The following is a 13,800-nucleotide window of genomic DNA, read 5'->3' as shown; positions in this document are numbered from 1 at the left end:
ATGGTAATCTAAGGTGGTCCAGGGGACCTTAAGAGAAGCTACAATGAAAGATTAATTAAAGATACATATCATTTTAAAGAGGTACGACCCATAGAAAAAATAATAAAATTGCTGGATAAGCAAACAAAGGAAACCTGGCTATGGTCAACAGGAGGGTTCAAATATGTGGTTTGGGAAGAAAGAAACGCAACTAGATCGGATAAAAAACAAACTGAGTCAAGCCATGCGCAAAGACGCCGATTTCTCGGTGTTTGGAGCATCCTCACATCAATATAGGGTTAAAGAGAAGCTTACAGCAAAAGAGCTGGCGGACTGGCAAGCCCACAATCAGGTCACACTTCCTGAGCCTTACGCGCAATTTTTAACGAAAATCGGCAACGGTGGCGCTGGCCCCTACTATGGAATCTATTCAATTGAAAAGGCAGCTTCCTATACCGAGCGCCAGGCACTCCTTGCCAAATCCGTTCTGCATCCCGGGATGACGAAAGAGGAATGGAACCATCTGATTGAGCCCCTGACCAAGGATGAGGACATTCCCGATGAGGAATACGACGAAGCCTGTAATAAGGTGCTGGGCGGCATGTTGTGCATAGGCACCCAAGGCTGCGAATACGACATGTATCTTGTACTTGAAGGGAAATACAGGGGGAGAATTGTGTACACCTCCGATTTTCATCCCGATCATCCTTTTTTCTTTGTCTATGAAGACAGCTTTCTGGACTGGTACGAGCGCTGGCTGGATGAAATTATTCTGGATTATGATATCGGGTGGTTTGGTAGTCGAATGCCGGGTGATGAGAATGCGCTGATCCAGATTTATCAGAGCGCTCCAAACGAAGAAATCCAAGCCAAAGCGCTTGATGGAATGTTCAAGTTTAAGAAAGTCTCTCAGCCAACCCTTGCTTTTTTGAAAAATATTGCGGAGCAAAGCCCAAAAAATCGGACCACAGCCATTTGGCTCATCTGCAAAACTTCTTTTGACACGGGTAGGAAATATCTTCTGGAGCTGTTGCAATCGGATAAACATGAGGATTTTCTGCAAGCTTTACAGATTCTGCATGCTTCCAGTAAAACTGTGAATTTAACAGAGTTTATTCCAGTGATCTTGCAAAGGCTTGACAGGATTCACGACCCGGAAACGTTGCGTTATGCAGGGTATATCTTGGAGGATTACGGTGCGATTACTCTCCAGAACTTTGCGCCTTTCTTGTGTCACGCTGACCCGAAAATGCAAACCACTGCCATCTATGCCGCGCGCAGCTGCGAAAACAAGCAGGGAAGCTGGCAGATTATTGAACAGATGTTGATGGGGGGCGGCCCGCAGGTTCTGAATAACTTAATTTTATACTGGGGCATTATCCCACATGAGAAGTTGCTGCCTTACTATAAGGCGGTATGGCCGCAATATAAAAGCAATCCGAATTTCAGAGAAAAATTTATCGGTTGTTTGCGAGAACTGCATTTGCCAGATGATTATTTCGACAAAGACGAATCGTGAAGAAGGTGTACATGAACCACCCCAAGGTTGTCTCCTCCATTCATACAGAGGTTTTGTTTTCCATAAGCATGAATAAGAATGTGGACTAAATGCTAATGCTTGATAGAATATCATTCTATATTGTTGTATTCAGGATTTTATTAAGGCGGATTGGGGAGGTAATTATGGGAAATACGGATAAGTTTGAAATGATAGCGAATATATATGACACTTCGGAAAGAATTCAAATTGCAAAGGCATCATCTGATGCCATTCGTGAATATGTAGTTGACGCTAATAGTAAGAATGCTATTGATTTTGGGTGTGGAACGGGTCTTGTCGGAATGAACTTGTTAAACGATTTTAATTCTATGCTTTTTCTGGATACTTCACAAAACATGATTAATCAAATAAAACAAAAAATTACTGATCTTCATATTCATAATGCAGATACAATATGCTTTGATTTTGAAAAGGAAGGTCTATCGGATCTTCATGCTGACTATATTTTTATGGCTCAGGTTCTGCTCCATATTCATGATGTTGAATTCGTTTTATCCAGATTATTGGATGTTCTAAATGAAGGAGGACATTTACTAATTGTAGACTTTAATAAAAATGAAAAAGTAGTTTCAGATTTAGTTCATAACGGATTTAATCAAGAAGAGCTGGCTGACATTATGACTAAAATAGGGTATAGAGATATTCAATCCAAAACTTTTTATAATGGAAGTAAAATATTCATGGGACAAGATGCATCTATGTTTATTCTTGATTCTCGAAAATAAACTTTTAGGCAGAAATCAGCTCTCGTTATAGTCGGGATTCTAAAATACAACGAAATAAAAGGCCGCCCCTTATGAGACAGCCCCATGCTTCTTGTACAGTCCGAAATCGGATTTACGAGGAAGCCGAAAAAATGCTAAAACGCTACTGACATCCCGTTGTCAGTAGCGTTTTTGTATATTAGGAGCATGCGAATAGCGCAGTGTTTTGGAGATAGGGCGACCTTTCTCAAATCTTATCATAGAGGTGGAATTTATTTATGAGCAATATCAATTGGGAAGTGGATGCGGACCACAGCTCCGTTGAGTTTTCGGTAACGCATTTAATGATTAATAGAATCAAAGGAGTATTCGAGCATTTCCAAGCGAGCTTAAATTTTGACCCCAATGATTTAACAACCATGGGTATTCAAGCTTCCATAGACGCAAATAGTATCACAACTCGCCAATCGCAACGAGATGAACACCTGAAGAGCGACGACTTCCTTCATGCAGCCAAGTATCCAACCATTACGTTTCAAAGCACCAGCTGCGTCCTTGCTGGCGAAAGGCAATATGAGCTTACGGGCAATCTAACTTTGCATGGAGTAACAAAACCCATCACTTTTCATACCGTTTTTGAAGGACTAAATAAAGACCCTCGTGGCCGGGAACGTGTAGGATTTCATTCAACAGCCAGTATCGAACGCAATGAATTTGGCTTGACATTCAACTCGCATCTGGAAAAAGGCGGGATTGTTGTCGGGAATGAAGTGAGAATCGAACTTTATATCGAGGCAATTAAAATAGTAGATTAGCGGTCCTAAAGGCCATCCTTTTATCGGGATGGTCCTTATTCAAAAACTTGCCACTACAAGTAGATGCCTTGGCGGCCTCATGTTGAGCCTTCCAAGCTTCCATCCGATTGATCTGGCTTGTAGCATAGCTTGGGGGGGATAGTTTTATCAACCTGCGTTATCCGACAATACATGGCCATTCCTTCTTTGGTTAGATGAGGCAGTATAAGGCTCCATAGGATGGACAAGATGTTTTTTGGATTTGGAAGAAATTTTTGGAGAAGAATTATTTCCTGTGTACCATACATATTTATCGATAGTAAAGAAATAGACAAATCTTCATATTGCCCAGCATATAATTCTTCTTTCATAATTCCTTTATTAACAAACCCCTTAAATATGTTGGTAAAAAGCGTATAGAAATCATTAACAACCTTAATTTGCATTTTAGCTATCTCCGGATACAACTTAGGCAATTCTGTAAAACTGGAGAAATAAAAGAAATATTTTTTACGGAATGCATTAAGAATTAAAAACTGCTGATTCAGCCCTTCGATAGAAACCTCCGCTGAGAAATTTAAGTTTTGGTATTCTTCATACTGCATTGCCATAACACCAATCATAAGATCATGTTTTTTTTTGAAATAGTATGTCAAATTACCAGGACTTATATTTAACGCATCGGAAATATCCCTCAATGTTACATATGCATATCCTTTTTTATTAAATAATTCAATTGCAGTCTCAAGGATCTTATCCCTTAAATTAATATCCATTTCTATCTCCTTTAGAGCGTTTGTGCTATGCACTTGAAATCAAAAGCATTATATCATAAATTGTTCCTTCAAGCCGAAATAAGTAGCTTGATTAAGAATACGGAAGAATTCGAGAGATAATTTGCGAAAATCCTCAGCCAAGAGTGCCATTCCCAATAAAGACCAGAGTTGAGTTGCTGTATTTGCAGGAATATACTGATTTTAGTACACGTGTACTAAAACTTTTCTGAATAATTATTGAAGGGAGTGAACCCCTTGCAAGAAATCAGAAAGAGACCTAAAGTTCACAATGCGATTGAACAGGATACAGAAGCACGCTGCTTATTGATTGACTGGTTTGAAGAAAAACTATCAAATGGAGGCAAGCTATGAATCCATTACCTATCGACATTAACGAAAGAAGTAATCACTTTTATGAACTTACTTGGAAAGAAGTACAGATTCCTATGAGAGACGGGAATTATCTCGCCGCAAATCTTTATCAGCCTAATGTGGATGGGAGTTTTCCAGTAATCATGACGATGTGTCCTTATGGAAAGGATCTTCATTTCTCTCAATTTGCTCCTGCTAATCCAACAATCGCAATAGAATATACACACTCGCAGGATAAAGGGCCCTTAATTAGTTGGGAAACACCAAATCCTGAATTTTGGGTGCCGCAAGGCTATACTGTCTTGCGAGTAGATGAACGTGGTATCGGTAATTCTCCAGGAAAGCTGGATATATTATCAAATTCTTTGAAGAAGGATTATTATGATGCAATCGAATGGGCTGGAACGCAACCATGGAGCAATGGAAAGATAGGACTGCTGGGCATCTCCTATTTGGCTATGAGTCAATGGGCCGTGGCATCCGAACAACCTCCTCATTTAGCTTGTATCATACCTTGGGAAGGTACAGTAGATTATTATGCAGAATTCTGTTATCCGGGCGGAATCCAGGCGAACGGTTTTCTTTCATTCTGGTGGAAGAACGGAGTTTTGGCGCATCAATACAATCCCGATGGAAAATTCTCGGAAGAACAATTGCAAGCCAATCGCACTGATTTCCCGGAGATGGTAAAAAACAATCCATTACGTGATCAATCGTGGACGAATCGATTTTCTGATTTGAGTAAAGTAGAGGTGCCTTTATTATCCGCAAGCAACTGGTTTAGCGCCGGAATGCATACCCGTGGAAATTTTCTGGGTTTTCAGAATGCGGTATCAGAGCACAAGTGGCTTGAAGTACATATCGGGAGCCATGTTGGTGCATTTTACACCGCTCAGGGTCGGGAACTGCAGAAAAAATTTCTGGATTATTGGCTTAAAGGAATCGATACTGGCATAATGAGAGAACCGAAAGTGAAGCTTGCCATTCCTCGCGGAGGCAATAACTACACATGGCGCTACGAGAACGAGTATCCGCTTAAGCGCACCCAATGGACCCGCTTTTACCTTGATGCAAGCTCGAATTTGCTTTCGCAAGAGCCTCCGCAAGCCAAGGCCCAGCTTTGCTATGAAGGCGATAAGGAGTGCGAGTCAAAGCACTGGGCGAAGCCTTTTATGGTGAAAGAATTCTCGAGAGAGGAAAACAATTCAAAGCGTGTTCTGTTTGAAACCGATCCGTTTGATAACGAAACAGAAATTCTCGGGCCTATCAAACTCCGTTTGTGGGCATCGTCAACTACAGATGATATGGACATTTTCGTATCTTTGCGAAATATTGACTCACTAGGCAATGAGGTCGTTAACTCAGGAGCACTAACAGAGAAATTCCCAATTAGCCAGGGCTGGCTGCGCGCTTCCTTACGTAAAACTGATGATGAATTATCTACGGAGTATAAGCCTTATTACACCTTCGATGAGTTTCAAAAGCTGGTTCCAGGAGAAGTCTATTGCTTGGATATTGAGATATGGGATAGTGCAATTGTTGTAGCTAAAGGGAACCGATTGCTCCTGGAAATTGGAAGTCAGAATCAAAGTGGCTGCGCACTGCTGACTCAGACGGGGGATGACAGGGTATGGGATGCAGACATTACCCTATATACAGGGGATGAATTTGATTCTTATTTGTTGCTGCCGATTATACCCTAACTGAGTTCAAGTTGACATGCTTTCCAACGCCCATGTTCCCTCAGACAGAAGGAAGTTGGAGAGAATATTCCTTTGGATTGGTGACGATTTATGTGTACCAGTAAGTTGTGAGCGCCAGAACCGTAACATAAATAGCGGCAAGTTTTTTGGGGAATAATGAGATAAAAGGAGATGTGGAAATGTCCTATATCGTTGATTTTAATAATGTGTCTACGGTTGGTTTAGAGTCTTCACCTGTAGTAGAAGCGCTTGCTGGTTTGCGTGCTAATGAAGCCCGTTACTTTATGAACAAATACAAGCATGAATTTACGGTTGTGTCAGCTAGTGAAAGTCAGGAGACCCTTGATTATGTGAACCGAATTCTGAAAGAGCGTGATATTGAGTTTGCGGCCAAACCTTTAGAAACGTCACGTTTTCAAGTGGAAAATATTAAATTTGCTTATGTCTTTTATGAGGATGGTCTTGAGGTCAACGTTATGTATACGGTTGATGACCCTAAGAAGCGGGCCGTTGGTTTTAAGCTTTCTGAGGGGATGGAGGTACCAAAGGAGCTAGAAGGGAAGTTTAAGTTTGCTAGGCAGAAGTCAAAACTAGCTGGAACAATTCGGGGTTCGTTTTTTGTAATTAAAGGAGAATACTAAAGTAGGCAAAAGCGCAATTGGAGAAATCGGATGTAAATCAGCTTCCGATCTCTCCGTAACATGATTATGACTTGGATTAATTATCTTTGGAGTGTCGTTCACCCACTTGGTACTCATTCGCATGTTCAAACATATATTTCACTGTTACGGGATCTTGGCCCGTCAGCTTCTTAAAGTCGTCCGTAAATATATCCATTTTTCCTAAGCGAATAGCTTGTCCAAAGGTAACCATACCTTCAGAAGAGAAGGGGGCTTCGGAGTCCTCTGCAAATTTGCCATCCGTTGTTCTGGGAACACCCATGGCATCAAATATGGCGTAGTTTTCTTCATCCGTGATCTGCTTGTAGGTAATATGATGACCCGTTACTTTATTTCCAATCTCGATAAAGTCGGACATTGTTATTAATTCAGGACCATTTATATTTAATATCGCCTCATGATAATTGCTTGCTGCTAATGCATAAGCGACAGCTTTTGCACAATCTTTCCGTGAGATATAGGCCATCTTGCCGTCACCCTGGTTGTTTTTCAACACGCCGTCAGACTTCACATAGGTGAAGTAATTGGTAACCATAGCTTCCGCATATTGCGAATTACGCAGGAAAATATAATCTAACCCGACACTTTTGATATAATCTTCTGTATAGACATGGTCCAGTTTTTCAACACTTGGATTGGATTCATCCGCCGCGTTAACCAATGAAGTATAGATGATTTGTTTTACTCCAGCTTCTTTCGCCGCATCGACCACGTTTTTGTGCGCATTTTGGCGTTTTACCCCCACAAAAGGCATGGAGATTAAAGCAATTTTATCTGCATTAGCAAAGGCTTCTGCAAGGCCGTCTATTTTATTGAAATTGGTCACATGCGTTTCAATACCTTGTTCTGCATACCCTTGTAAAGATGCCGGATCATATGCACAAAAAATAATTTGGTCTTTTTCTACTAATTTCAATAAAAATTCAGCCGCTTGTCTGCCCAGATTGCCATCCACACCCGTTAATAATAACTTACCCATGTTTGTCGTCACTCCTTGCTGAAATGAACTATACTTATATATTATGTGAAAAAAATAACAAAGTATAATACAAAAAACTTATGGGCTATTGCTAAAACGAATTTTGTATTTGTTGCAGGAATGAGTATAATGCTGGATTAGAATTATTTTTCAAGTAGCCTATTTCGATTTTAAAAGTATGGTGTGAACCTTGTATGGGAATGAGTCGGACCTCTTCTTTCAGGTCAGCAAGATCATAGTTATCTGGGAAAAAGCCAATTAAATTCTCTGTGATGATATAAAACAGCTTTGTTTCGACATCGTCTGCGGTTCTAAGGATGTTGGGCTGGTAACCATCTTCCATGGCATGTTGAATCATTAAATAATAGGAGTCTCCAATAACCATTGGATTCAGCATGACAAGCGGATACTTATATAATTCTTCCTTTGAGATGGACTCAAAACTGAAGAGGGGATGTTGTTTACTTACGGCCGCGCAGTATCGTCCGCTATATAATGTATGGGTTAGGATTTCTTCTTTCCCTTTAAACTCTGAGTCAAAGGCAACGGCCACGTCATGTATTCCTTTTTGCAGATACTCAGCGATATCCTTTAGCAATACTTTATTTAATTCAAGTTTAATCTTTGGATGATTTTCTTTAAATGAAGGGATAAATTTTAATAAGCTTTGGATATCTGTGATTGTAGCATATTCGATACTCAATAGCTGGGTATTATATTTTTGAAAATTTTCCATGCTTGTTTTCATATGATTATATTGCTTCCAGAGCACGACGGCCTCTGCATAAAACAGCCATCCCGCTTTGGTGGGCTCAATCGGAATTTGTTTTCTATCAATTAACTGAATGTTGAACTCATTCTCAAGTGAGGCCATTTGTTGGCTAATCGTAGTTTGCGATACAAAATTCTTCTTTGCTGTTTCTGTGAAGTTTCTACATTCAACGAGATCTATAAAATATTTTATCCTTTTTAGATTCATGTTTACCTCCAATTGTATGAAATTTATTAAAACTTACGTTCCCGCCATAAATTCAAGCCAGCATACCCTAATGTTAATGGCAAACTGGCGGTTCATAATTTGGAGGTAATGTGAGCACCATCTACTTCAGTTTCTTCTTTACCGTCTCCCCTTCAATTAACACGGGCTGATAATAGGTGTGGTTGCGTAGATCCTTCTTTCCTTGCAGTTTCTTAATAACCCAATCGGCGGCATCACGTCCCATTTGTTCCTGTGGGTGTGTTAATGTCGTTAGCTTGATGTTTGCATTTTTGGAAATATAGGAATTATCTTGACCAATAATGGATATGTCTTCGGGAACAGATATCCCAAGTTGTCTGCATACATGTACAACTTCTAATCCTACCTCGTCGTTATAGCAGACAATTGCGGTTAACCCGTCTCTTTGTTCGGTAAGGAATTTTTTTAAGTTGGCGGACAGGTCCTGCTTCGTCTCTGTATAGAATGAGAGCACTTGCTCTGGGTGAAACCGTAATTTGGCTTCTCCAAGCGCTTTGATATAGCCCTTCATTCGATGCTTTCCTTGTAAATCATCCATTTTGGCAATGATACCAATGTGTGTGTGTCCGTTAGCAATCAATTCTTTTGTTGCCAGATAGCTGGATTGTACGTCATCGAGACAAAAGAAGGGAACTTCCAACTCTTCATAATAAGCATTAATCATGATGAACGGAACATCCTGCTCCTTGAACGTCAAATAGTAAGAGATATTGGGATTATATAGATTGCTCTTTGTAGGCTCAATGATCAAGCCATCCACACCAAAGGACAACATCATCTCCAAAGCTTTCTTTTCCTGTGCGACATCATTATTTGTACTAGCTAATAGCAATGAATAATTATCTTCATTCAATCTAGCTTCAATCCCGCGAATAATAGAAGGGAAGATGTAATCGGAAATATAGGTCGTGATGACTCCGATGGTTTTATTACTGGAATTCCCGCCGGTTTTTGATCGGAATTGGTTGCTGACATAGGTGCCCGATCCTTTTTCACTTCTTAAAAAGCCCTCGTTGGATAGTTCTAAAATTGCCTTTCGTACCGTCTGGCGACTAACTTTATACATATCCTGCAAGGCCGATTCTGTTGGAATTTGTTCTCCTACGCTGTATGCTCCTGATAGAATGTTGCTTTTTATATCCTCAAGGATGACCTGATACTTTGGTTTCACTTTATTCCTTCTTTCCTGGTTGTACTAATACCAATTTACCCACCCATAATATTTGTATGTACATATTTTAGCATAATTATGAACTTATTATAATCCATTGCCCAACATGCAGTAATACTAAAGGAAAAATAGAGAAACATTCAATTCGTAAGAATATTTGTAGGTATAACTATGTATTCGTGTTGACAAATGTACGAACAAAAAATATACTAAGGTTGTAAATTAAAGAAAGCGCCTTCTTTCAATTATTGCGATTATAACAGTTGTTCAGAGAGAGGAGTCACGTGAGCATGGATCAAGACATTAAACAAGCGATTACTAAGGGAGAAACCTCACTTGGTATCGAATTTGGATCCACACGTATCAAGGCAGTGCTGATTGATCATCATTTTGAAACAATCGCATCTGGAAGCTATGAGTGGGAAAATCTCTTGGTAGACGGATATTGGACGTACAACTTAGAGAGTATTATTACGGGTCTGCAAGAGGCTTATAGTGAAATGAAGCAAGAGGTTGAGCGAAAATATGGAATCACTCTTGGTACCGTTGGTTCTATAGGATTCTCTGCAATGATGCACGGATATATGGCTTTTGACAGCAAAGGTGAGTTGCTTGTTCCGTTCCGAACTTGGCGGAATGCGACAACCGGTGTTGCGGCAAAAGTGTTAACTGATAAATTCCAATTCAACATCCCTGAGCGATGGAGTATTGCTCACCTGTATCAAGCTATATTGAACGAAGAGCAACATGTCCCTCAGATTGATTTTATGACGACGTTAGCTGGATATATTCACTGGCTGCTGACTGGCAATAAGTCCATTGGCATCGGAGATGCTTCGGGTATCTTCCCAATTGATGAGACTACACATGATTATAACGAATCGATGGTTAAGCAGTTCGATGAACTCATTGCAGCCAAAGGTTACGATTGGAAGTTAGAAGGAATTCTCCCTAAAGTTTATATTTCAGGCGAGCAGGCAGGTGTACTAACCGCCGCGGGAGCCAAAATCTTAGATAAATCCGAAGATTTACAACCAGGTATTCCGCTTTGTCCTCCAGAAGGTGATGCGGGAACAGGGATGGTCGCTACGAATAGTGTGAGGAAACGGACTGGCAACGTCTCTGTGGGAACCTCGGTTTTTGCCATGCTTGTATTAGAGAAGGATCTTTCAGCGGTATATCCGGAAATTGATCTGGTGACTACACCGAATGGTAATCCGGTCGGAATGGTTCATGCCAACAACTGTTCAAGTGATCTCAATGCTTGGCTGGGATTGTTCCGTGAGTTCTATGAGGCAATGGGGCAAAAGGCCGATCCAAACCAATTATTCAGTGTGTTGCTGAACAAGGCTTTGGAAGCAGATCCAGATGGCGGCGGCTTACTTAGCTACGGATATTTGTCAGGAGAGAATATCACCGGAATAGAGAAAGGCCGGCCATTGTTTGTCCGCTCCCCTGAGAGCCGTTTCAATTTGCCCAATTTCATGCGGACTCATCTTTTCACTGCGTTTGCTGCTTTGAAAATCGGAATGGATATTTTGACAAAGAAAGAAAATGTCGCAATTGATAGCATACTGGCTCACGGTGGTTTATTTAAAACCCCTATCGTCGGACAAAAAATCGTTGCGGCTGCCATGAATGTCCCGGTATCAGTGATGTCAACAGCTGGAGAAGGCGGGGCGTGGGGTATTGCTATTCTGGCTTCTTACATGATGAACAAGGCTCAACAAGAAAGTCTGGAAGACTTCCTCGACCAAAAAGTATTTAGAGATGCTGAGGGGCAAGAAATTTCTCCTGACAGTTCCGACGTTAAGGGATTCGAAGCATTCATGGAACGCTATACACAAGGTCTAGCGATTGAACAGGCTGCTGTAGATAATCTAGTGGAAAACTGGAGGGATTGATGTGTTAGAGCAACTGAAAGAAGAAGTATATCAAGCCAATCTGGATTTGCCTAAACATGGACTCGTGAAATACACCTGGGGTAACGTAAGCGCTGTTGATCGTGAGAGCGGCTTATTCGTTATCAAACCTAGTGGTGTTAGTTATGACACGATGAAACCTAGCGATATGGTGGTTGTTGATTTTGATGGCAATGTTGTTGAAGGAGAAATGAGACCTTCATCAGATACACCGACTCACGCCGTACTTTATAAGCATTATGCAGAGATCGGCGGTATTGTACACACGCATTCGACTTGGGCAACGATTTGGGCTCAAGCAGGCCTGGATGTACCTGTAATGGGGACTACTCACGCAGACACCTTCTATGGTTCTGTTCCTTGTGCCCGTTTCTTGACACAAGAGGAGATTGATCGTGGTTACGAAGCGGAAACTGGCCGTGTCATCATCGAAACTTTTGAGCAGCGCGGGCTGGATATTTTAGCAGTGCCGGGTGTTCTGCTTAAGGGTCATGCTCCCTTCACTTGGGGGAAAGATGCAAAATCGGCAGTCATGAATAGCGTCGTGTTGGAAGAAGTTTCGAAAATGAATTTATTCGCACGAGAATTGAATCATTTTGCTGAAGAATTGCCGCAACGCATTCTAGATAAACACTATTTACGCAAACATGGGAAAGACGCGTACTACGGGCAAAAGTAATATAAACTAAAAAATTATGAAAAGAGGATGAATGATGTCAACAGTAGGTACAAAACAGTTCTGGTTTGTCGTAGGTTCACAACATCTGTATGGAGAAGAAGCATTAGCAGAAGTCAAAGCACACGCACAAGAAATGACCGATGCCTTAAATAAGAGTGGCGTTCTGCCTTATCCGCTTGTATTGCAGGATCTGGCGGTTAGTGCAGACAAAATTACTAGCCTTATGAAAGAAGTCAACTATCGCGACGAGGTTGCCGGTGTCATCACGTGGATGCATACCTTCTCACCTGCAAAAATGTGGATTCGTGGTACTAAATTGCTGCAAAAGCCGCTGCTTCATCTTGCTACACAGTTCAATGAAAGTATTCCTTGGGCTACGATTGACATGGACTTCATGAACCTCAATCAGGCAGCTCATGGTGACCGTGAATATGGATTCATCAATGCCCGTCTGAAGAAACAGAATAAAGTGGTCGTAGGGTACTGGGAACGTGCGGAAGTGCAGAAGCAAATCGCAGAGTGGATGGATGTAGCGGTTGCTTATAACGAAAGCTTCAATATCAAAGTTGCCCGCTTTGGCGACAACATGCGTAACGTTGGCGTTACGGAAGGCGATAAGGTCGAAGCTCAAATTCAATTTGGATGGACCGTTGACTACTTCGGAATTGGCGACCTTGTTCAGTACGTCAATGCTGTGAAAGAAGAAGAGATTGATGCTTTGTTTGCAGAATACTCCGAACTCTATGAATTTGATTATGGTACTTACAGCAAGGAAGCTTGGGAAGCCAGCGTAAGAGTGCAAGCAAGCTATGAAATTGCCCTTAAACGGTTCCTGGATAATGGTGGCTATACTGCCTTCACTACGAACTTCGAAGACCTCTATGGTATGAAACAGCTTCCTGGTCTTGCCGTTCAACGTTTGATGGCACAAGGATACGGCTTCGCCGGTGAAGGGGACTGGAAGACGGCAGCGCTCGATCGCCTGCTTAAAGTAATGAGCCATAACCAATCCACTGGCTTTATGGAAGACTACACCTATGAATTGGCGGCTGGTCAGGAATCGATCCTTCAATCCCATATGCTTGAAGTTGACCCAACGTTGGCAAGCAACAAGCCTAAAATCATCGTTTCACCGTTAGGTATCGGCGATCGTGAAGATCCAGCCCGTCTGGTGTTTGACGGCAAGGCAGGAGACGGTGTAGTTGTTTCCATGGCTGACTTTGGCACGCATTATAAACTGCTGATCAATGAGGTTACTGCATTTGAACCGACAGTTCCTGCTCCAAATCTTCCAGTGGCCCGTGTACTGTGGAACGTGAAGCCAAACTTCCAAGATGGGGTTAAAGCATGGATTGAGAACGGCGGTGGTCACCATACCGTGGTTTCCTTGAATCTAACCACAGACCAAATTGTTACTTATGCAAAACTGGTTAGCCTGGAATACGTGATTATTAAGTAACTA

General features: G+C 41.4%; 12 protein-coding genes. 8 read left to right on the top strand and 4 right to left on the bottom strand.

What is annotated here, in order from left to right:
* Positions 1 to 163 precede the first annotated feature (163 nt).
* The 3 genes from MKY24_RS26695 to MKY24_RS26685 all read left to right on the top strand — a co-directional run bounded on the left by MKY24_RS26695 (position 164) and on the right by MKY24_RS26685 (position 3,059).
* Positions 164 to 1,498, top strand: a complete 1,335-nt coding sequence (locus tag MKY24_RS26695) for an SMI1/KNR4 family protein (RefSeq protein WP_339201190.1) — start codon at positions 164 to 166, stop codon at positions 1,496 to 1,498.
* 164 nt (positions 1,499 to 1,662) lie between these two features.
* Positions 1,663 to 2,265 carry a class I SAM-dependent methyltransferase gene (locus MKY24_RS26690; RefSeq protein ID WP_023991092.1) on the top strand — a complete coding sequence of 201 codons (603 nt, stop codon included), beginning with the start codon at positions 1,663 to 1,665 and terminating at the stop codon, positions 2,263 to 2,265.
* 257 nt (positions 2,266 to 2,522) lie between these two features.
* A complete protein-coding gene (locus MKY24_RS26685; protein WP_023991091.1) occupies positions 2,523 to 3,059 on the top strand; it encodes a YceI family protein in 537 nt (178 codons plus the stop codon).
* A gap of 77 nt (positions 3,060 to 3,136) precedes the next feature.
* On the opposite strand, the gene MKY24_RS26680 is transcribed toward MKY24_RS26685, so the two are convergent.
* Entirely contained in the window at positions 3,137 to 3,814 is a 678-nt protein-coding gene (locus tag MKY24_RS26680) for a TetR/AcrR family transcriptional regulator (RefSeq protein WP_028540952.1), read from the bottom strand.
* Positions 3,815 to 4,182: 368 nt separating this feature from the next.
* On the opposite strand from MKY24_RS26680, the gene MKY24_RS26675 reads away from it, so the two are divergent.
* Positions 4,183 to 5,889 carry a CocE/NonD family hydrolase gene (locus MKY24_RS26675; RefSeq protein ID WP_339201189.1) on the top strand — a complete coding sequence of 569 codons (1,707 nt, stop codon included), beginning with the start codon at positions 4,183 to 4,185 and terminating at the stop codon, positions 5,887 to 5,889.
* A 179-nt stretch (positions 5,890 to 6,068) separates the two neighbouring features.
* Positions 6,069 to 6,530: a phage tail protein gene (locus tag MKY24_RS26670; protein WP_192510928.1), complete on the top strand. Its 462-nt coding sequence runs from the start codon at positions 6,069 to 6,071 to the stop codon at positions 6,528 to 6,530.
* A gap of 76 nt (positions 6,531 to 6,606) precedes the next feature.
* On the opposite strand, the gene MKY24_RS26665 is transcribed toward MKY24_RS26670, so the two are convergent.
* The 3 genes from MKY24_RS26665 to MKY24_RS26655 all read right to left on the bottom strand — a co-directional run bounded on the left by MKY24_RS26665 (position 6,607) and on the right by MKY24_RS26655 (position 9,737).
* Complete coding sequence (locus MKY24_RS26665) at positions 6,607 to 7,548, bottom strand: NAD(P)H-binding protein (RefSeq protein WP_209940703.1); 942 nt, start codon at positions 7,546 to 7,548, stop codon at positions 6,607 to 6,609.
* 91 nt (positions 7,549 to 7,639) lie between these two features.
* On the bottom strand, positions 7,640 to 8,527 hold the full coding sequence (locus MKY24_RS26660; protein WP_264454352.1) for a LysR family transcriptional regulator: 888 nt from the start codon (positions 8,525 to 8,527) through the stop codon (positions 7,640 to 7,642).
* A gap of 121 nt (positions 8,528 to 8,648) precedes the next feature.
* Entirely contained in the window at positions 8,649 to 9,737 is a 1,089-nt protein-coding gene (locus MKY24_RS26655) for a GntR family transcriptional regulator (RefSeq protein ID WP_023991084.1), read from the bottom strand.
* 290 nt (positions 9,738 to 10,027) lie between these two features.
* Between MKY24_RS26655 and MKY24_RS26650 the strand changes: the two genes are divergently transcribed.
* From MKY24_RS26650 to araA, 3 genes are read left to right on the top strand one after another with little or no spacing between them, the layout of a single operon-like run.
* A complete protein-coding gene (locus MKY24_RS26650) occupies positions 10,028 to 11,641 on the top strand; it encodes an FGGY-family carbohydrate kinase (protein WP_339201187.1) in 1,614 nt (537 codons plus the stop codon).
* Position 11,642: 1 nt separating this feature from the next.
* Entirely contained in the window at positions 11,643 to 12,338 is a 696-nt protein-coding gene (locus tag MKY24_RS26645) for an L-ribulose-5-phosphate 4-epimerase (RefSeq protein WP_023991082.1), read from the top strand.
* Between the two features lie 34 nt (positions 12,339 to 12,372).
* Complete coding sequence (gene araA, locus MKY24_RS26640) at positions 12,373 to 13,797, top strand: L-arabinose isomerase (protein WP_339202418.1); 1,425 nt, start codon at positions 12,373 to 12,375, stop codon at positions 13,795 to 13,797.
* The last annotated feature ends 3 nt before the right edge of the window (positions 13,798 to 13,800 follow it).

This window comes from Paenibacillus sp. FSL P2-0322, from assembly GCF_037975315.1.
In the GTDB taxonomy this organism is placed as follows: domain Bacteria; phylum Bacillota; class Bacilli; order Paenibacillales; family Paenibacillaceae; genus Paenibacillus; species Paenibacillus polymyxa_B.
Note: the sequence above shows the minus strand (reverse complement) of the source record. Positions and strands in the feature narration are given on the sequence as shown.

Bases quoted from the DNA above. Each gene is read 5' to 3' on its own strand.
- MKY24_RS26660 (WP_264454352.1), bottom strand. From the start codon at position 8,527: ATGAATCTAAAAAGGATAAAATATTTTATAGATCTCGTTGAATGTAGA.
- MKY24_RS26685 (WP_023991091.1), top strand. From the start codon at position 2,523: ATGAGCAATATCAATTGGGAAGTGGATGCGGACCACAGCTCCGTTGAG.
- MKY24_RS26665 (WP_209940703.1), bottom strand. From the start codon at position 7,548: ATGGGTAAGTTATTATTAACGGGTGTGGATGGCAATCTGGGCAGACAA.
- MKY24_RS26695 (WP_339201190.1), top strand. From the start codon at position 164: ATGTGGTTTGGGAAGAAAGAAACGCAACTAGATCGGATAAAAAACAAA.
- MKY24_RS26675 (WP_339201189.1), top strand. From the start codon at position 4,183: ATGAATCCATTACCTATCGACATTAACGAAAGAAGTAATCACTTTTAT.
- MKY24_RS26690 (WP_023991092.1), top strand. From the start codon at position 1,663: ATGGGAAATACGGATAAGTTTGAAATGATAGCGAATATATATGACACT.
- MKY24_RS26680 (WP_028540952.1), bottom strand. From the start codon at position 3,814: ATGGATATTAATTTAAGGGATAAGATCCTTGAGACTGCAATTGAATTA.
- MKY24_RS26670 (WP_192510928.1), top strand. From the start codon at position 6,069: ATGTCCTATATCGTTGATTTTAATAATGTGTCTACGGTTGGTTTAGAG.
- araA (WP_339202418.1), top strand. From the start codon at position 12,373: ATGTCAACAGTAGGTACAAAACAGTTCTGGTTTGTCGTAGGTTCACAA.
- MKY24_RS26650 (WP_339201187.1), top strand. From the start codon at position 10,028: ATGGATCAAGACATTAAACAAGCGATTACTAAGGGAGAAACCTCACTT.